This is a genomic window from Mesorhizobium waitakense (genome assembly GCF_056431085.1).
This window is the reverse complement of record NZ_JBWKME010000172.1, coordinates 1-19027: the sequence shown is the minus strand read 5'-3', so window position 1 is coordinate 19027 and position 19027 is coordinate 1. Positions and strand designations below refer to the sequence as shown.

Genomic DNA, 19027 nt, shown 5'->3' with positions numbered 1-19027 from the left:
CTATAAGGGACTCGTCTTGAACGCCACCCCCCGCTCCATCGCCGGCGGACTTTATCGCTTTGCCGAGGTCGTGCTCGCGGCCATGATGGCGTTGATGTTTGCCGTATTCATCCTGCAGATCGTCTTCCGTTACCTGCTCAACTTCCCGATCGGCTGGACCAATGAACTGAGCGTGATCCTGTGGATCTGGCTGGTGCTTTGGGGCGCCGCCTTCGTGATCCGCGAGGAGGAGGAGATACGCTTCGATCTCTTCTATACATCGGCCGGACCAAGGGTCCGCCGCATCATGTTCCTGGCCGCGGCCGCCGCGCTCATCGTGCTCTACACTGTCTCCTTGCCGGCAGTCTTCGACTACGTGACCTTCATGAGGGTGGAGCACACCGCCTACCTGAAGTTCCGCTTCGACTGGCTCTTCTCCATCTATCTGATCTTCGTCGTCGCCACGCTCGTGCGCTACCTCTGGCTTTCCTGGCAGGCCGCCTTCGGTCCGGCTCCGAAGCGGCCGGATCCGACGGAAATGGGGTCTGGCACGTGAATATTGCCAGCCCCTTCTCCCTTTCGATCATCGCGATCACCGCACTCGCCTTTCTCGGGCTGCCGATCGGTCACGCCATGATTGCCGGCTCGATCCTCTATCTGCTGCTTGCCGGGCTCGACATGGGTACCGTCGCCGAGCAACTGCTGAATGGCATGTACGCCAACTACATCATACTCGCGGTTCCCCTCTTCGTGCTGGCCGCCGAGCTGATGAACATCGGCTCCATGACGGAGCGCCTGCTTCGTTTCTGCAATGCTATTGTCGGCCGCTTCCGCGGCGGCCTCGCCTTCGTCAACATCGCGCAGGCGATCATCTTCGCGGGTATGTCAGGCTCGGCCATCGCTGACGCCGCCGGCCCCGGCAAGCTGATGCAAAAGATGATGACCAAGGACGGCAAATACCCGCCGGCCTACGCCGCCGCGCTCTCCGCCGCGACGGCGGTCATCGGACCGATTATCCCGCCCTCCATCCCGATGGTCGTCTACGCCCTCGTCTCCGACGCCTCGATCGGCTACCTCTTCCTCGGTGGCGTCGTGCCGGGCCTGCTGATGGCGGCGGGACAAATGATCATCGTCGCCTATCATGCCCGCGTCCGCGGCTTTCCGGTCGAGCCGCCGATGCCGCTTCGCGAGTTGCCGCGCATCACCTGGCAGGCACTGCCCTCGCTGATGATGCCGGTGGTACTGCTCGGCGGCATCTACAGCGGAGCAACGACGCCGACGGAGGCGGCTGCCGTCGCCGGCGCCTACGCGTTGCTGGTCTCGACCGTCCTCTATCGCAGCGTCAGCTTTGCCGATTTCTACAGCTCGGTGCTGGTCAGCGCCCGCACCAGCGCCTCGATCGGCATGCTGATCGGCGGCGCGCTGGTGTTCAACTATGTGGTCACCGTCGAGAACATTCCGCAGTCGGTGAGCTCGCTGCTGCAGGCCTGGCAACTGTCGCCGACCGGCTTCCTGATCCTCGTCAACATCCTGCTTCTGCTGCTGGGCTGCGTGCTGGAGGGAACGACCATCCTGCTGGTCATCGTGCCGGTGCTCATCCCGACCGCGAGAGCCCTGGGCATCGATCTGGTGCATTTCGGCGTGGTCGTGGTCGTCAACATCATGCTTGGCCTGGTCACTCCGCCCTATGGCCTGCTGCTCTTCATCATGACCAGGATCGCCGAGGTGCCGTTCAGGGACCTGGTGCGCAATATACTGCCGTTTCTTGGCGCGATGATCGGCTCGCTGGCGCTGATCACGTTCTTTCCGGGGCTCGTGCTCTGGCTGCCGCGGCTGCTTGGCTATCAGGGGTGAGGGGGTAGAGCGATGAAGCCGATCTTCGTGATCAATGGCCCGAACCTCAATCGCCTCGGCACACGCGAACCAGAGATCTACGGCAGGACGACGCTTGAGGAGATCGAGGTCACTTGCCGAGAGGTGGCCGGTGAACGCCCTCTCCGCTTCCACCAGTCCAACTTCGAGGGCGAGATCGTCAACTGGATCCATGAGGCGATTGATGACGGTGCCGGCATCGTCATCAATCCTGCCGGCTTCTCCTTCACCTCGATTGCCATCCTCGACGCGCTGAAGATGTTTAATGGGCCGATCATTGAGTTGCACATCTCGAACATTCATCGCCGCGAGGAAATCTATCACCGCTCGCTGGTCTCCAAGGCCGCGACCGCGGTCATCGCCGGCCTCGGGCCTCGCGGATACGCGACCGCCGTGAAATCGCTGAAGGAGTTGATCGACGACGCTTAGCGGGCCGTCATGCCGTTCGAGGGATCGCCCGCGGGACCAATGAACGAACTGGTTAGTACAGTAAGTGCGTGGATTTTGAACCAAACAAAGGGGAAGGAGAAATCGCATGTGCCCTCGAGGATGTCTTCATTCGATCTGTGAAAATGCGACGCGCAGAGGCTTGCTCAAAGCCGGATTCACGCTGGGCCTTGGCGCGGCAGCGGCTGCCGCGCTTCCGGCGGTGCGGCCGGCACAGGCGGCGCCGATCAGTTTCACCGATACCGTCGACCTCTCGCACGCGCTCTATGAGGGCTTTCCAACCTTCAGCGGTGAAAAATGGTTCACCGTCGAACATCTTGTCACCTTCGCCAAGGACAAGGTGAACCTCAATCGCTGGACGATCGTCGAGCACAGCGGCACGCATATGGACGCGCCGATCCACTTCTCCGCCGATGGAATGACTGCCGATCTGATCCCGATCGCGGACCTGATCGTCCCGGTCGCCGTCATCAACATCGCGGCACGCGCCGCCGAGAATGCCGATACCGCATTGACGCCAGACGACATCAAGGCCTGGGAATCGAAGAACGGTCCCTTGCCGGAAGGCTGTTGCGTGGTGATGAACTCAGGCTGGCACAAACTGGTCGGCGATCCAAAATTCACCGGCAACGACGACAAGAAGCGAAACCATACGCCTGGTTTTCACGTCGAGGCCGCGCATTTCCTGATCAGTGAACGCAAGGTCAAGGGCATCGGCGTCGACACGCTTTCCCTCGATACCGGTCTCAACTCTAGCGGAGCATTTCCGGTTCATTACGAATGGCTGGGCAGCGGCCGCTGGGGCGTGGAATGCCTGGCAAATCTCGATGCGATCCCGCCATCCGGCGCGCGTCTCTTCCTTGGCATTCCCAAGGTGAAGGGTGCGACCGGCGGGCCAACGCGGGTGATTGCCCTCATGTGACGCGCCGACAATGATGAAGACCTCCATCGCCACCGTCTCGATCAGCGGCGACCTTCGCGAAAAGCTCGCGGCGATAGCCGCGGCCGGGTTCGATGGCGTGGAGATCTTCGAGAACGACTTCCTTGCCTTCGACGGCACACCCGCCGAGGTGGGCCGCATGGTGCGCGATCACGGGCTGGAGATCACCCTCTTCCAGCCGTTCCGCGATTTCGAGGGATTGCCGGAGCCTCAGAGGATGCGCGCCTTCGACCGCGCCGAGCGCAAGTTCGACCTGATGCAGCAGCTAGGTACCGATTTGATGTTGGTCTGCTCGAACGTCTCGCCGCTGGCGCTTGGCGGCATAGACCGGGCCGCCGCCGATTTCCGCGAGCTCGGCGAGCGCGCGGCACGACGCGGGCTGCGCGTCGGCTATGAGGCGCTCGCCTGGGGGCGGCACATCAACGATCACCGCGATGCCTGGGAGATCGTGCGTCGCGCCGACCATCCGAACATCGGCCTCATTCTCGATTCCTTCCACTCGCTGGCGCGTAAGATCGACGTCGAAACGATCCGTGCCATTCCCGGCGACCGCATCTTCATCGTGCAGCTCGCGGACGCGCCGCTGATCGACATGGATCTGCTTTACTGGAGCCGGCACTTTCGCACCATGCCAGGCGAGGGTGACCTGGCAGTTGCCGACTTCATGCGCGCGGTGGCGGCGACCGGCTATGATGGACCGTTGTCGCTGGAGATCTTCAACGATCAGTTCCGCGGCGGTTCGCCGAAATCGATCGCAGTCGACGGCCGACGCTCGCTGGTCTACCTGATGGACCAGGTGCGTCGCGCCGAACCCGCGCTTGCGATCGACGTGCCTGCCATGCCCGACCGCATCGCCGTGTCCGGCGTCGAGTTTATCGAGTTCGCTGCCAATGAGCAGGAAGGGGAGGAACTGGCCGCTCTCCTTTCGACCATGGGCTTTTCGTTGTCGGCTCGTCACAAGAACCGCGACGTGACCGTCTGGAGGCAGGATGACAGACGTGACATCAACATTGTCATCAACACCGGCCATGATGGCTTCGCTCATTCCTCTTATGTCGTGCACGGCACGAATGCGTATGCGATGGGCCTGAGGGTCGCCGATTCCGCCGCCACGGTCGGGCGGGCGCGTACGCTGGCGGCGGAGATATTCGCCGAGCAGCGGGGGCCTGGCGAACTCATCATTCCTGCCATCCGCGGCGTCGGCGGCGGCATCATCTACTTCATAGACGATGCACTCGAAAAAGTTTGGCACGTCGAGTTCGAACCCGTCGCGTCGGGCGTGCATGGCGGAGCAGGCCTGATCCGGATAGATCACGTAGCGCAGACGATGAACTACGGCGACATGCTGACCTGGCTGCTTTTCTACACGTCTATCTTTCAGACAAGGAAGTCGCCGATGGTCGATGTCGTCGATCCGGGCGGATTGGTCCGCAGCCAGGTTGTGGAGAGTGATGGTGGCGGGATGCGCCTGACCCTCAACGGCGCCGAAGGCCGCAAGACACTGGCGGGGCATTTCATCGCCGAAAGCTTCGGTTCCAGCGTCCAGCACATCGCCTTCGCTAGCAAGGAGATATTCGCCACTGCTGCTCGGCTCGAAGTTCTCGGCTTTCGCGCCCTGGAGATATCCCCAAATTATTATGATGACCTGGCCGCCCGGTTTGGCCTCGATCCTGATTTCACGGATCGGCTGCAAGGCAGCAACATCCTTTATGATCGTGACGAAGCAGGCGAATACTTCCAGCTCTACAGCCGCAGCTATGGCGAGGGCTTCTTCTTCGAGATCGTTGAGCGCCGCGGCGGCTACAAGGGTTACGGCGCCGCCAATGCGCCATTCCGCATCGCCGCCCTGAAGCGATTGCTGCCACCAAGCGGGATGCCAAGGTAGGAGGCTGGAGAGACAGTTAGGCGTAGGGTGCTCAGTGACCTCCAGCGATCGCGTGCGTCTGCCGCCGCATCGCTGAGCAGTCAAGGTTCCCGTCTAACCTGGGTCCTCCTGTTCACCCTGGATCCCTCCTATTCATAAGAATGGGCCAAGTTCAAACGGGCTAGTAGAGGCAGACGGGGCTTGCCCGATGTCGCCGACTTCAGCACCGCACCGGCCAGCTTCAGCGCGACGAGGCTATCCGCTCCACTCGACACGGCCTTCTTGCCCGATGTCGCCACCGCGATTAAGGCAGCGGTCTCATTGGCGTAGGCGTCGAGATAGACGCAGTTCTTTCAGTCCCAAATTGCCAATCGGCCGGTAGAGGCCTATGCTTTGATATCGGTCGCCGTTTATCCGGATGCAGCCGACAGGGAGAGGTCACGTGCTCTTGCCCGTCAGGGAAAAGAGCCATGCCTCAATCTAACCTTCGCAACCATGTTTTGAAGAATCTCGCTCCTGAGGATTTCGCGATTCTACAGCCGTCGATGAATCACGTCGAACTGGCCATAAAAGCATCGCTGGAGAACGCATATCAGCTTATACGGTGTCAAATCTGGCGGCATTCAATGGTTCGCACTCTCGCTTCCGTCTTTGAGCTTGCGCTCCTGCCCTTGGGACGAAACTGTATCACCCGCGCGGATGGTGCCTCGCCACGCATCAGCGCAGCGATGTGGTTGCCCACTCCATTCGCCGCATCGATCAGCAAGCTATCCACGCGTTTCAGAATATAGCCGCCGGTCATCCCGCTTAGCCGATGCCCCAGCATCGCTGCAATCGTCGGAATCGTCGCCCCGAGTTGTTCGGCAACGCCCGCGAAGCTATGGCGCAAACTATGCAAAGTCACGGCATCGAGCGGGCCGGCCTCGGGAGGCCTTTCCCCACAGCGCCTGGCCGCGGCGGTCTCAGCCGAAAGGCGCGCCGTTTTCTGAACCATCTCCCAGAGCCCAGGTAGCCCCTGGTAACCCGCTTGCTCAGGCTTGGCAGCAAACACGTAGTCCGAAATAGGCGTCAAACCATCGATCATCGCAAATGCAGCTTGGCTGAGCGGGCGCAACGATGGTCCGGTCTTGGTCTCGCCAAGGGCGAGGCAAGTTCCCAGAGCATCTACTTCGTCCCAGCGCAACTGTTGACATTCGCCACGCCGGACACCGCTCAGCGCAATGAAGCGAATGGCAGCGATTCCAATCTGGCTGTGCCTGGGTGCGCCGTGGCGGTCGCGTTTCTGCTCAAGTGTATAAAGGGCTTCTGCCAGCGCGCGATACTGATCGCCGGTTAGAAGTGCCTTCTTCTGCGCATCCGCAAAACGACGAACCCCGCGTACCGGATTCTGCTCGACATGCCCATTATCGATACCCCAGGCAAAGATCGCCCCAAGAAGCCCTAATGTGCGAGTCAGCGCACCCTTGCCGCCTTTGACGATCGACCGACGCCGTGGCCCGAGCTTTTCGTCTCTGACGGTCTTTCCGGTTACGAGGCCTGTCTTAAACAGTTCCATCTCCATTCGCGTAACCGCTCTGGCCTTGAGCTGTCCCAGTAGAGGCTTGATATGCGCGTCAATGCGGGATCGATCCGTTGACAGCGTGCTTTCTTTCTTGGGGAGTCCCTTACGGCCAAGAACCAGGCCGGCTGAGGCGGCCTCCATGTAGAGTTCGCACAACTGAGAAACGGACATTGCATTTCGCAATTCGTGCCGAAGCGTCGCCGGATCCTTGCCTTCCACGACCTTGGCCAACTCGATCTTCGCAAGGTCCCGTGCGCGCTCTGCGGTAAGTGGGCCATAGGCGCCAATCTTCAGCCAACGCTGGCGTCCACTGTGGGTACGGAATTTGACCACAAATGTCTTTCGGCCAGATGGGAACACTCTGACTCCGAACCCTCTGAGCTCGGTATCCCAATAAAGGGTTCCTGTCTTGGTGCCATCTGACCGAAGGCTCTCGATTGCGCGTTTGTTAAACTTGGGCATCTTGCCTCCGGGGTTCTTTGTGTTGCAACCATACTGCAACCAAATGGGAGCAAGCTCAAGGCAAATAATGGATAAGCTCGGCGAGCTGACGCACGCTATCATATTGAATTGTTAGGACGTTCGGATACTCTAGCGTATCCTAGCGAAAGCGATATAGCGCCCTCCGAAGGCAGAGGTCACAGGTTCGAATCCTGTCGGGTGCGCCAACAGCCTGAGGGTCCGTTCCGGGCACATAGGTTACGGTTTATACCGGAGACATGGGTAACACTTTTGGCCCGAAGGGGCGGGCACCATTCCCCCATCCCAGCCCTCAGATAATGGTTCCCTTCCCTCACATCACAACAAAATCCGCATTTGTCATCGCAAGGTTCGCCGCCACCGTGGCGAAATGCTTCGAGCCGCCGGCGGCATCGCCGTTGCTGTCGTAGTAGAGCCAGCCGGTGTCCGTGTTGTAGATGATGTGCTGGTTGGCATCGGTGGCGGTGCCCGAGGCGTTGGCGGCGAACTGGTCGGCGCTCAGCGTGCCGTTGCCGGCAAGTGCGGCAAAGATCGCGTGATCGAGCACGATGGTGTCGTCGACCACCGAGAAGTCGGTGATGGTGTCGACATTGACGACGAGGCTGAGTGCGGTGGTGAACAGGAAACTGTCATGGCCCTGCGCGCCGGTCAGCGTGTCGTTGCCGCTGAGGCCGTTGATGATGTTGTCGCCGGAATTGCCGATGATGACGTTGTCGTTGTGGTTGCCGGTGCCGTTGATGGAAGCCCCGCTGCTAAGGTTGAGGTTCTCCAGTTCCTGGCCGGAGAGATTGAAGTTGACGGAACTGTTGACCGTGTCGGTGCCCTGGCCGTCGAGCTCGATCGCCCGGTCGCCGGCATTGTCGACCCAGTAGGTGTCGTTGCCGATGCCGCCTTGCATGGTGTCGGCGCCTTCCTTGCCATCCAGCGTGTCGTTGCCGCCCAGGCCGGTGAGCGTGTTGACCCCCGAATTGCCGGTCAGCGTATTGGCCAGACTGTTGCCGGTGGCGTTGATCGAGGCCGCACTGCGTAGCGCGACGTTCTCGATATTGCCCGTGAAGTGGTTGCCATTGCCGAGGTTGATAGAGACATAGCCATTGACAATATCGGTGCCGTTGGCGCCGGCAGTGCTTTCACTGACGATATCGCCGACGTTGTCGACGAAGTAGGTGTCGTTGCCGATGCCGCCTTGCATGGTGTCGGCGCCTTCCTTGCCATCCAGCGTGTCGTTGCCGCCCAGGCCGGTGAGCGTGTTGACGCCCGAATTGCCGTTCATCGCGTTGGCTAGGCTGTTGCCGGTGGCGTTGATCGAGGCTGCACTGCGCAGTGCGACGTTCTCGATATTGCCTGAGAAATGGTTGCCATCGCTAAGGCTGATCGAGATATAGCTGTTGACGATATCGTTGCCGTCGGCGCCGGCGGTGCTTTCACTGACGATATCGCTGGCATTGTCGACATAGTAGGTGTCGTTGCCGATACCGCCTTGCATGGTGTCGGCGCCTTCCTTGCCGTCCAGCGTGTCGTTGCCGCCCAGACTGATCAGCGTGTTGACACCCGAATTGCCGTTCATCGCGTTGGCCAGGCTGTTGCCGGTGGCGTTGATCGAGGCTGCACTGCGCAGTGCGACGTTCTCGATGTTGTCTGTGAAGTGGTTGCCATCGCTGAGGTTGATCGAGATGTAGCTATTGACGATATCGGTGCCGTTGGCGCCGACGGTGCTTTCACTGACGATATCGCCGGCATTGTCGACGAAGTAGGTGTCGTTGCCGATGCCGCCTTGCATCGTATCGGCGCCCTCCTTGCCGTCCAGCGTATCGCTGCCGTCAAGGCCGATCAGCGTGTTGACGCCGGAATTGCCGGTGATGACATTGGCGAAGGAATTGCCGGTGCCGTTGATGCTTGCAACGCCTGTCAGCGTCAGGTTCTCCAGTTCCTGTCCTGAAAGATTGAAGGAGAAGGTACAGTTGACTGTATCCGTGCCTTGGCCGTTCAATTCAACGACATGGTCGCCGGCATTGTCGGCCCAATAGGTGTCATTGCCGGCGCCGCCGACCATTGTGTCGGCGCCACCGCCACCGTCCATTGTGTCGGCGCCACCGCCACCGTCGAGAATATCATTGCCCCCGAAGCCGAGTAGCGTATCTCCGCCCTCGACAGGCTTGGTGAACCACCAGGGATCGTTGTTGTGTGCTCCTATCAAAACGTTGTCCAGGTTGTTCCCGGTGAGGGTATCCGCAAACCAGGAACCGACGAGATTCTCGATCGACGCTAATGTGTCTCCGGCAGCATCCCCAGCTGTGCCTTTACCCGTCATTAGGCTGACCGCTACCGCCGATTCCGACGTGTCATAGAAAGCAGTATCGGAACCGCCGCCGCCGTCGAGATGATCGGCTCCGATTTCACCGTGGAGACTATCGTTCCCGTTGCCGCCATAGATGTTATCGTTGCCAGCATCGCCTATAATGGTGTCGTCGCCACCATAACCGTACATGATGTCATCGCCGCCGACGGCTCGGCCGAAAACTTGCTCGTCTCCAGTGAGAAAATTGTTGTCTTCATTTCCCTGAACAAGGTCGTTGAAAATAGCTCCGTCCTGAATGGTTAAGGAAAAGAAATCCGAGACAGTAAGATGAGGGACACCATTAATAACAAGCTGCACGCCTCCTCGGTCGCCTGCGCTAACAAAAAGCTCACCACTATGCCTGTCGTAAGAAATATGAACTAAAATGGGTCCGCCATATTGCGAAGATGGTGTGTCGAACGAAAGTACATCATTATTGTAAATTATATTGTATTTCTGCATCGCCTTTTTTTGTGTAACATTTATGTCCACTTGCGAGGCTGCGTCGAAAGAAAAACCGAGCCAGTCCTTTCCCAATTCAAAATCCAGTATGGTGTCATGCTCGGCTGTAGAACCCACGGCGCCGATGCTCAAGAAGCCGTCTTCGCCTACGCCACCTGATAACTGAGCATTAGAATTGTAGTCTGCGTAATTATAGTTATAATATATCTCATCGTTTCCATTATCGCCGAAAGCTGAATTTGCTTTTGCATTTCCTCCAGCTGTAATGATAATATCATTACCGTCCCCACCATGGAGTTTATTCCCAGCTGATCCGTGACTTGAAAGAATGTCATCTCCGCCGTTGCCGAATGCCTCACCGCCTGCATAGCTTGCGTAATAAATCATTTAGATTTCCGAACTGTATATTGTATTTAGCAAAATCGCCTACAAAAACTACCTGCTCGAAACTTGTTATTGAAAATATGCCGATATTCATAGTTCCGCTACCGGCCGCGAGCCTGAAATCATATGAGAAAACGTCCCCAACACCACCTTCGGCTCCTTCAACCTGCAGCGTATCAACGCCTCCGCCGCCAGTAACTGAGCCGCGTGCACGAAGCTGTGGTATCAATGCGATACCACAAGTATCGTTACCTTCCCCGAGGTCGACCACGTCGACGTCTACAATCTCTCCTCCACCAAACGCCAAGCTGAAACCGAAGGTGTCGTCGCCCGATCCGGCATCGATCGTGTCGCTGCCCATAGCATCGGTGATGGTGTCATTGCCGGAGCCACCAAATATTGCCGTGGGGCCAAACGATACGTCTCTGATATAATCGTCACCGTCACCGCCATATAGATAGCTACCGCCTCCTTCCATATAATCATTACCGCCCAGACCGAACACGGTGTCTCCATCGCTCCCGTCCAGGTTGTGGTCATCCCCATCGGTGCCGTAGATCGTTGCTGGCTGCGTCATCTCGTTTTATCCACCGCTGTATGGGATCGAATTTCAAAATGCAGACCGGAAGGATACAATTAGCTTTGGCTGCGGTAGTATCCAAGGCCCCGTTGCTCGATATTTCAAGAACAATCTGCATGCCTAATAGGAACTACGACAAGCGCTGACGACCTTTGGAATCAGGGCCCGGTAGGCGCTCCATACCGACCGCCAGAGGTTGCGCTTTTCTGGAATGCTCCAGGGTTACGACGAGGCCCTCCTCACCCTCATTGATCGCGATGCTGCTAACCGGGCCGAATATGGCTTGGAAGCCTCGATGAGAGTCTGTTCGCCCATCTTCTGCCGAGGACGTGCGCGATGTCGCCGAAGAGCCGGCTGACAGCGCGCCAGCGACCCCGACCAGGTAGTCGCGGCATTGCTCATGGATTTCGTCAGTACGGGACATCGTGCAGGCAATCGCAGGCATTAACTGTCCGCTTGGTAATCCGACCAGCCGCCTCAGAGGAATGCCAAACAACTGCCCTCCGAATGTAGAGGTCACAGGTCGAATCCTGTCGGGTGCGCCAGACGTCCAAACACCCTTGCTTCCGTTAACCCACCACCCCCCGCACACTCTCCCGCTCCACCAGCGGACACTCCAGCTTGGTGATCGGATAGCGTCCCCGCCCAGGCGCTGCCGGCGCCTCGAGTTGTTCGATCGCCCATTGCCCCATCGCCATGTGCGGCAGGATCGAGGTCGTCAGCGGCGGGAACAAATGCCGGGCGATTTCCTCGTCGTCGTAGCCGACGACGGAAATATCCCCAGGGATGTGCAGGCCGGCTTCCTTCAGCGCTTCGTAGCAGCCGATCGCGGTGCGGTCGTTCTGGCAGAAGATGGCGGTCGGCCGGTCCTTCAGCGCCAGGAGTTTGACGGTCGCGGCATAGCCGGCGCTGGCCGACCAGTCGCCCTCGACAACCAGTTCCGGATCGAACGGGATGTCGGCGGTGGCGAGCCCCCGGCGATAGCCCTTCAGCCGGTCTTGTGCGGCCTGCATCCATGGTTCGCCGGTGATGGTGGCGATGCGGCGGTGGCCGTGGCTGATCAAATGGCGGGTGGAGCTTTGGCCGCCGGCGATCTCGCTCGGCACCACGGCGGGGAAGGCATAGTCCGCCGTATAGCAATTGAGCAGGATCACCGGGATGTCGAGGCCGTAGAGATAGTCGGGGGCTGATATCTCGCGGGTGAAGATGGTCATGTAGATCAGCGCCGAAATGCCCCGCTTGGTGAGTGCGGCGATGGCACGAGGTTCCATGACGGAATCGCCCAGCGTCTGCGCCACCAGAAGCACGTTGCCTGCGTTCCACGAAGCCTGCCGCGCGCCCTCTATGGCGACGACGGCTTCGGGGCTGGTGGCAAGCTGGTCGACGGCAAAGCCAATCACCCCGTCAAGCCCTTCGAACGAGGCCACGGGCGCCCGCAGGGCAGAGAAGGCTGGCGCCGCATAGCCGAGGGACCGCGCGGCCTCGATCACCCGTTCGCGCGTCTGCTGCGACAGCTTGATGCCGGGCGAATTGTTGAGCACGAAGGACACGGTCGCCTGCGAGCAGCCGGCGGCCCTGGCGATGTCGGTCATGGTGACGCGGCCCCTGGCGCTCTTCGCCGGCGGCTTGCGCCGCTTCGTCGTGTCGAGGGTTTCCGGATCCGTCGTCTCGCTCATGGCATCCCCAATCCTAGGCCTGTCTAGCGGCTGCCGGTGAGGCCGACAAGATGGCGTGACATTGTCGATTTATAGAAATTGTCACGTCATTTATATATATTAATGCTCGCGAGGTCCATCCTCCACACGGCCCCGCTCGGTCCGGAACCCAAAAGCCGCAAGGTTCGGCGCAGGCGCAGGCGACGCACCGACACCCCGGCCGGCATGCCACGAACCCTTCGGAAATCACCTCTCAACTAATACTGTTTACTAATACAAAAATGCGCTGTACCGTCAATCCATCGCATCCGGCCCGGTCGGTCCGGGAGCGGTGGGAGTGCGTGAAAACAGCCCGATGGCGAGCGGATTCTACCTCCGCAAGCTCCGTCTCGGACAAGTGATATGTCTGACAAATCGGACTATTTACGAACGAAGAATGAGTCTCTAAAGTCCATGATTGCAGCTGGAACGACGCCGTTGTTTCGGCGCCGGGACCCTTTGAGGAGGAGGGCGTCCAAGCTGCAGACGGCAAATTCAGGTGACTAAGATCGGTCAGTCGAACGACTGAGCCAAACGGGAGGTTGAACATGAAATCCTTGATACGAAATGCATCCGTAGCGGCAGCGGCGCTGCTCATCGGCCTGACGGCGACGGCCATCGCACGCGCCGACGACAAGCCGACGCTGGCCTTCGTCGTCAACGGCGCTTCCGATTTCTGGAAGGCCGCCGAAGCCGGCGTCAAGAAGGCGCAAGGCGAACTGCCGGACTACAATCTCGAGCTCAAATATCCAGAGCAGTCCTCCGTCGCCATCCAGCAGCGGCTGATGGATGACCTGGTGACGGCCGGCGTCAAGGGCATCATGGTCTCGGCCGTCGATCCCAAGACCTCGACCGACGGTCTGAACAAGATCGCCTCGCAAACGGCCCTGTTCACCACCGACAGCGACGCCCCGCAGACCAAGCGTGTCGCCTATATCGGCTCGTCCAACGTCGATGCCGGCAAGCAGGCGGCCGAGATCGCCAAGAAGGCGATGCCCAATGGCGGCAAGTGCCTCGGCTTCGTCGGCCTGCTCGGCGCCGACAATGCCTAGGAGCGTATCCAGGGCATGAAGGACGGCCTCGCCGGCACCAAGATCGAACTCGTCGACGTGCGTGGCGACGACATCGACCAGGCGCGCGCCAAGAAGAACGTCGAGGACGCGCTGGTCGCCAGCCCCGACGTCACCTGCATGGTCGGCTTCTACTCCTACAACACGCCCCGCATCTATGAAGCGCTGCGCGACGCCGGCAAGCTTGGCTCGATCACCGTCGTCGGCTTCGATGACGATCCGATCACGCTGGGCGGCGTCAAGGAAGGCACCGTTGCCGCGACCGTCGTGCAGCAGCCCTTCGAATGGGCCTATCAGGGCATGAAGCTGATGGCTTCCTATCTCAAGGGCGACAAGTCGGGCATCCCGGCCAATGCGTTGATCATCATCCCGACCAAGATCATCGGCAAGGACGATGTCGACGCCTATGCCGCCAATCTGAAGGCAATGTCTGGAAACTGAGACAGAGCAATTGCGCCGGTCCGGGGTTCGCCCCGGGCCGGCATTCGTATTGACGGGCCGGCGAAGGCCGGTCAGTCTGTAGCCCACCGGCTGCTGTCAGGCGTGATGAATTATTCCGAAACATCCATAACGGCGTCCACCCCGTTCCTCACGCTCGAGAACGTGCGCAAGACCTATCCGGGCGTCGTCGCGCTCGATGGCTTCTCCATGGAGGTCAGGCCGGGCGAGGTCATCGGCCTCGTCGGCGAAAACGGCGCCGGCAAATCGACCTTGATGAAGATCCTCGGTGGCGTCACCAGGCCCGACACCGGCACCGTCACGGTCGACGGCATCGCCCATGACGGGCTCTCGGTCGAAGCCAGCCTCGGTTCGGGCATCGCCTTCGTCCACCAGGAACTCAACCTGTTCGACAATCTCGACGTTGCCGCCAACATCTTCTTTGGCCGCGAACCGTTGCGCGCCGGCGCACTGAAGCTCGTCGACCGCGCCCGGCTGCGCACCATGGTGGCGCCGCTGCTGAAGCGCGTCGGTGCCAATTTTTCGGCCGACACGCCGGTCGCCGCTCTGTCGCTGGCCCAGCAGCAGATGGTCGAGATCGCCAAGGCGTTGTCGATCAAGGCAAGGCTGGTCATCCTCGATGAGCCGACATCGAGCCTGCCGCTCGCCGAAACCGACAAACTGCTTGACGTCATCAAGGCGTTGAAGGCTGACGGCATAAGCGTCATCTTCATTTCGCACCGCCTGCATGAGGTCGAGCGCGTCGCCGACCGCGTCGTCGTGCTGCGCGACGGCATGCTTGCCGGAACGCTGCAGAAGAGCGCCATCAACCACGACCAGATGGTCAAGCTGATGATCGGCCGCATGCTGAAAGAGCGCGAAAAAGCCTCCGAGGCCGCGCGGGCTCCCGGCGCCGTCGCGCTTGCCGCCAAGGCCATCCGCACTCCTGCCTATCCGAGCCGGCCTGTCGATCTCGATGTCAGGCGCGGCGAAATCCTTGGCCTTGCCGGGCTTGTCGGCTCCGGCCGCACCGAACTGGCGCGAGTGTTTTTCGGCATCGACAGCAGCCTTGGCGGCGCGCTCGAGCTTGGCGGCAAGCCGCTTGCGCTGGGCTCGGCGGCGGATGCCGTCGCCCACGGCATCTTCCTTGTGCCCGAGGACCGCAAGCTGACCGGCATCCTGCTCGATCTGTCGATCGCCCAGAACATCTCGCTGCCCAATCTGCCGGCGCATGCGCGCCGCTCGCTGGTTTCGGCAAGTGCCGAGACCGCCACCGCCGAAAAGCAGAAGAGCAATCTCGGCATCAGGGCGCCGTCGGTGCAGACACGCACCGGCACGCTGTCGGGCGGCAACCAGCAGAAGGTCGTGCTCGGCAAATGGCTGGCCATGAACCCGAAAGTGATGATCCTCGATGAGCCAACGCGCGGCATCGACATCGGCGCCAAGGCGGAAATCTATGGGCTGATGCGGGCGCTGGCCGACGCCGGCGTCGCCGTGCTGATGATCTCCAGCGACATGGAAGAGGTCATCGGCGTGTCCGACCGCATCGCCGTCATGCATGAGGGCCAGATCTCGGGCATTCTCGACAAGGACCAGTTCAGCCAGGAAAACGTGCTGCTGCTCGCGGTGGGCAAGCAGCCGAAGTAGTTTTTTGCCGTGGGGTCGCGGGAAGCGCGATCTGCTCGGGCGGCATTGGGGAGAAGACGATGAGCAAGAAAGATCTCGGCCTGCTGATCCTGATCCTGGTGGTGGGAACGGTGGTGGCGATCATCAACCCGCGCTTCCTGTTGCCGATCAATCTCGCCAACACTTCGAACCTGATCGGCCTGTTCGGCATCCTGTCGATCGGCCAGGCCTTCGTCATCATCACCGGCGGCATCGAATTGTCGGTCGGCTCGGTTGTCGCGTTGCTGGGAACGCTGTTCATCGACTTCATCGCCGTGCGTGAGCTGGACTGGCCGCTGGCCTTCGTGCTGATCATCGCGCTCGGCGCCATCATCGGCCTGGTGCATGGCTGGCTGATCACGCGGCTCAAGCTGCAGCCCTTCGTCGTCACCCTGTGCGGCCTGCTGATCTATCGCGGGGTCGCCCGCTTCTACACCGCCGACGGCACCGCGGGCTTCGCCTTCGGCCAGAATTTTCCTGACCTGGAATTCCTGACGGCCGGCCGCTCCTGGGGCGTGCCGAACAGCTTCATCGCGCTGATCGTCATCTCCATCGTCATGTGGGTGGTGCTGCACCGCTCGGTGTTCGGCCGCTACCTCTATGCCATCGGCAAGAACGAAGAGGCGGCGAAATATTCCGGCATCCGCACCGGCCGCGTCGTCATGGCCGCCTATGTCATCTGCGGCGTGCTGACGGCGCTGTCGGCGATCTATTTCGCCATGTACACGCGCTCGATCTCCCCGGCCAGCCATGGCCAGTTCTACGAGCTTTATGCCATTGCCGCGGCAGTGCTCGGCGGCTTCTCGCTGCGCGGCGGCGAGGGCTCGTTGATCGGCGTCATCCTCGGCACGGTGCTGCTCCAGGAACTGCAGAACCTCGTCAATCTGCTCGGCATCCCGTCCTCGCTCAATTTCGCGGTGATGGGTGGCGTCATCCTCATCGGCGTGCTGGTCGACCAGCAATGGGGCGTGTTCCGGGCAAGGCGGCTGATGGTCGACGCCGCTCGCAAGAACGTGGCCGGTGCGGCTGCGGAATAACTGCCCGGCACACCTCTGTATCGATGAAATGATTGCAGCCGTGGTGTTGTTCTGCGATCCACCGGACACACACATCGGGCCATTGCCTGATATCGATGACGGACGGATGGCAGACGATGGATGCAGTTCCTGAACCGTTGACGCTCAGGGCCGGGGCGCTCGAGGTCGATCTCGTGCCGCGCATTGGCGGCAGCGTGGGCGGGCTGCGCTGGCGCGGCATCGACCTCATGCGCCGGCTTTCCGATGACGATCGGCAAGCCGGCAACGTGCTTGGCGTCGCCATGTTTCCGATGATGCCCTACGCTAACCGCATCGCTGAAAATGCCTTCGAGTTCGCAGCCAAGCGCTGGCAGGTCCAGCCGAACAATCCCCCCGAAACAATCAACGTGCATGGCAGTGGCTGGAAACACGCCTGGACTGTTGCTGAGGCGGGCGACGCCCAGGCAACGCTGTCGCTGGATATCGCGGCCGGCGTCGAACCCTACTCCTACCGCGCGATGCAGGCTTTCGTGGTGTCCGAGGAAGGCCTCGGCGTGACCATGACGCTGACCAACACGGGGCCGGTTTCCATGCCGTTCGGTTTTGGCCTGCATCCCTGGTTTGATCGCGACCCGGACGTCACATTGCAGTTCGAGGCGACGCGATTCTATCTCGAAGAACCGCTGGGCATCGCGGGCGATCCGATCACGCTTGCACCCGAACTCGACTTCGCCGGTGGCCGGCCTTTGCCCGCCGGCTGGCGCAACAATGACTATGGCGGCTGGACGGGCGACGCGACGCTTCGGTTTCCGGCGCGCGGCGCAGGCTTGCGCATCAAGGCCGATCCCGTCTTCGGACACCTGATGCTGTACGCCGACCCGACAAAGCCGTATTTCTGCGTCGAGCCGCAGACCAATGCCTCCGGTGCTTTCAACCGGGGCGGATGGAACGATCCGGACGAAGGCGTCATCGTGCTCGCCCCGGGCGAAAGTGCGGCTGGCACGGTGTCGCTGATGCCTTTTGCGCTTGGGGCTTGAGGCAACCGCGGCAGCGCCCGCCCTACCGATTGGTCCCGCGTGCGGCGCGGCGAACGCTTTGCAACAGGATGGCGAGGCAGCCTATCAACAGCAGGGCGCCGCCGAGCAGCGGCGGCAGCGCCAGCAGCTTCACCGCCGCCGTGATGATGGCCACCAGGACCAGCGCCAGCAGCGCCAGACTGCCGTCATCGACGAACATGCCGAAGAATTCCTTGGCCGCAAGACGAATGACGTTCATCGGGCGAGCCCTCCGGTGAGTGTGGGGTAGGCACCGCGCAGCCAGCGCACCATGGCAAACGACGCCAGCGCGACGATGGCGAAAATGGCGAGCAAGGCGAGATCGGCACCCGGCCAGTCGGCGCCGATGCCTTCGCCGGTCCAGAAGATGCCGAAGCTGGTCAGCATCAGCCCGACGACGAATTTCAGCGCATTTTCCGGCACGCGTGCCAGCGGCCGATGGACCGCCAGGCCGATAAGCATCACCAGGACGAAAGCCGCCAGCGCGCCGAGGCTGGCGTAGAGCGTTTGCCCATGTGCGGCGCCGACCGCAATGACGATGAACACCACCTCGACGCCCTCGAGCAGCACCGCCTTGAACGACGCCAGCCCGGCGAGGTAGTCGGCGCGGCGGTCGTGGGCCTGCTGGTGCAAGGCGGCGGTTTCCTTGGAAAAGGCCGCCTCCTCGTCATGCAGGGCGATGACGCCGACGCTGCGCAGGATTGCCTTTCGCAGCCAGCGCATGCCGAACAGGATCAGCAGCACCCCGACGACGAACTGCAGCGTGGTGATGGGTACGAGCGCCAGCAGCGGGCCGAACGTCAGCACCAGGGTCGCCAGCAGCACCAGCGCCAGTGCGGCGCCGGTCAGTGCCGGGCGCCAGCTGCGCGTCACCCCGACGGCGAGCACGATGGTGAAGGCCTCGACGACCTCGACGAAGGACGCCAGGAATGCCGCCGTGATCGTCGAAAGTATAGGTGTCAGAGTCTGCATGGCGATTCCTCTGTCGTCTGGTTTCACCATGATCTTCCGGGAAGGTCGTTGCCCCGGGATCGCGATCCAGCACATGATGCGGTCAGCACCATACAGCGCTCCCGTGGCAGCGAAAAAGCAAGTGGAGCTCTATGGCTCTAGAGCGGGATGAGCTTATAGGAGTCGTAGGATTCCCAAATCATCGCGGTTCTGATTCAACATTCATGCTGA

General features: G+C 60.8%; 14 protein-coding genes and 1 pseudogene. 9 read left to right on the top strand and 6 right to left on the bottom strand.

Annotated elements, in window-relative coordinates; all coding sequences use genetic code 11:
* Positions 1-16: 16 nt before the first annotated feature.
* The 5 genes from AC07FD_RS32165 to AC07FD_RS32145 all read left to right on the top strand — a co-directional run bounded on the left by AC07FD_RS32165 (position 17) and on the right by AC07FD_RS32145 (position 5123).
* Positions 17-535 (top strand): TRAP transporter small permease, encoded by a 519-nt coding sequence (locus AC07FD_RS32165; RefSeq protein ID WP_478353115.1) that lies wholly within the window; start codon positions 17-19, stop codon positions 533-535.
* Positions 532-1833 (top strand): TRAP transporter large permease, encoded by a 1302-nt coding sequence (locus AC07FD_RS32160; RefSeq protein ID WP_478353114.1) that lies wholly within the window; start codon positions 532-534, stop codon positions 1831-1833. Before AC07FD_RS32165 ends, AC07FD_RS32160 begins: the two co-directional genes overlap by 4 nt.
* A 12-nt stretch (positions 1834-1845) precedes the next feature.
* Entirely contained in the window at positions 1846-2280 is a 435-nt protein-coding gene (locus tag AC07FD_RS32155; RefSeq protein WP_478353113.1) for a type II 3-dehydroquinate dehydratase, read from the top strand.
* Between the two features lie 160 nt (positions 2281-2440).
* Complete coding sequence (locus tag AC07FD_RS32150) at positions 2441-3220, top strand: cyclase family protein (protein WP_478353112.1); 780 nt, start codon at positions 2441-2443, stop codon at positions 3218-3220.
* A gap of 13 nt (positions 3221-3233) precedes the next feature.
* Entirely contained in the window at positions 3234-5123 is a 1890-nt protein-coding gene (locus tag AC07FD_RS32145; RefSeq protein WP_478353134.1) for a bifunctional sugar phosphate isomerase/epimerase/4-hydroxyphenylpyruvate dioxygenase family protein, read from the top strand.
* A 586-nt stretch (positions 5124-5709) separates the two neighbouring features.
* On the opposite strand, the gene AC07FD_RS32140 is transcribed toward AC07FD_RS32145, so the two are convergent.
* The 4 genes from AC07FD_RS32140 to AC07FD_RS32125 all read right to left on the bottom strand — a co-directional run bounded on the left by AC07FD_RS32140 (position 5710) and on the right by AC07FD_RS32125 (position 12583).
* A complete protein-coding gene (locus AC07FD_RS32140; protein ID WP_478353111.1) occupies positions 5710-7125 on the bottom strand; it encodes a tyrosine-type recombinase/integrase in 1416 nt (471 codons plus the stop codon).
* 331 nt (positions 7126-7456) lie between these two features.
* Positions 7457-10330 carry a beta strand repeat-containing protein gene (locus tag AC07FD_RS32135; protein WP_478353110.1) on the bottom strand — a complete coding sequence of 958 codons (2874 nt, stop codon included), beginning with the start codon at positions 10328-10330 and terminating at the stop codon, positions 7457-7459.
* Complete coding sequence (locus tag AC07FD_RS32130) at positions 10299-10904, bottom strand: calcium-binding protein (protein ID WP_478353109.1); 606 nt, start codon at positions 10902-10904, stop codon at positions 10299-10301. The genes AC07FD_RS32135 and AC07FD_RS32130 overlap by 32 nt, the downstream gene beginning before the upstream one ends.
* Positions 10905-11476: 572 nt before the next feature.
* The gene (locus tag AC07FD_RS32125; protein ID WP_478353108.1) at positions 11477-12583 is read right to left on the bottom strand and encodes a LacI family DNA-binding transcriptional regulator; all 1107 of its coding nucleotides are present in this window, start codon (positions 12581-12583) and stop codon (positions 11477-11479) included.
* A 566-nt stretch (positions 12584-13149) separates the two neighbouring features.
* Between AC07FD_RS32125 and AC07FD_RS32120 the strand changes: the two are divergent.
* The 4 genes and pseudogenes from AC07FD_RS32120 to AC07FD_RS32105 all read left to right on the top strand — a co-directional run bounded on the left by AC07FD_RS32120 (position 13150) and on the right by AC07FD_RS32105 (position 17827).
* A pseudogene (locus tag AC07FD_RS32120) lies at positions 13150-14112 on the top strand (sugar-binding protein).
* Positions 14113-14217: 105 nt separating this feature from the next.
* Positions 14218-15756 carry a sugar ABC transporter ATP-binding protein gene (locus AC07FD_RS32115; protein ID WP_095084325.1) on the top strand — a complete coding sequence of 513 codons (1539 nt, stop codon included), beginning with the start codon at positions 14218-14220 and terminating at the stop codon, positions 15754-15756.
* A 59-nt stretch (positions 15757-15815) separates the two neighbouring features.
* Positions 15816-16811, top strand: coding sequence for an ABC transporter permease (locus tag AC07FD_RS32110; protein WP_095083296.1), 996 nt, complete (start codon positions 15816-15818; stop codon positions 16809-16811).
* 116 nt (positions 16812-16927) lie between these two features.
* Positions 16928-17827 carry an aldose 1-epimerase gene (locus AC07FD_RS32105; RefSeq protein WP_478353107.1) on the top strand — a complete coding sequence of 300 codons (900 nt, stop codon included), beginning with the start codon at positions 16928-16930 and terminating at the stop codon, positions 17825-17827.
* A 22-nt stretch (positions 17828-17849) separates the two neighbouring features.
* Here the strand turns inward: AC07FD_RS32105 and AC07FD_RS32100 are convergent, their stop codons facing one another.
* Together AC07FD_RS32100 and AC07FD_RS32095 are read right to left on the bottom strand one after the other, a co-directional pair.
* Entirely contained in the window at positions 17850-18065 is a 216-nt protein-coding gene (locus AC07FD_RS32100) for a hypothetical protein (protein ID WP_477281304.1), read from the bottom strand.
* Positions 18062-18817: a COG4280 domain-containing protein gene (locus AC07FD_RS32095; protein ID WP_478353106.1), complete on the bottom strand. Its 756-nt coding sequence runs from the start codon at positions 18815-18817 to the stop codon at positions 18062-18064. The genes AC07FD_RS32100 and AC07FD_RS32095 overlap by 4 nt, the downstream gene beginning before the upstream one ends.
* Positions 18818-19027: the final 210 nt, after the last annotated feature.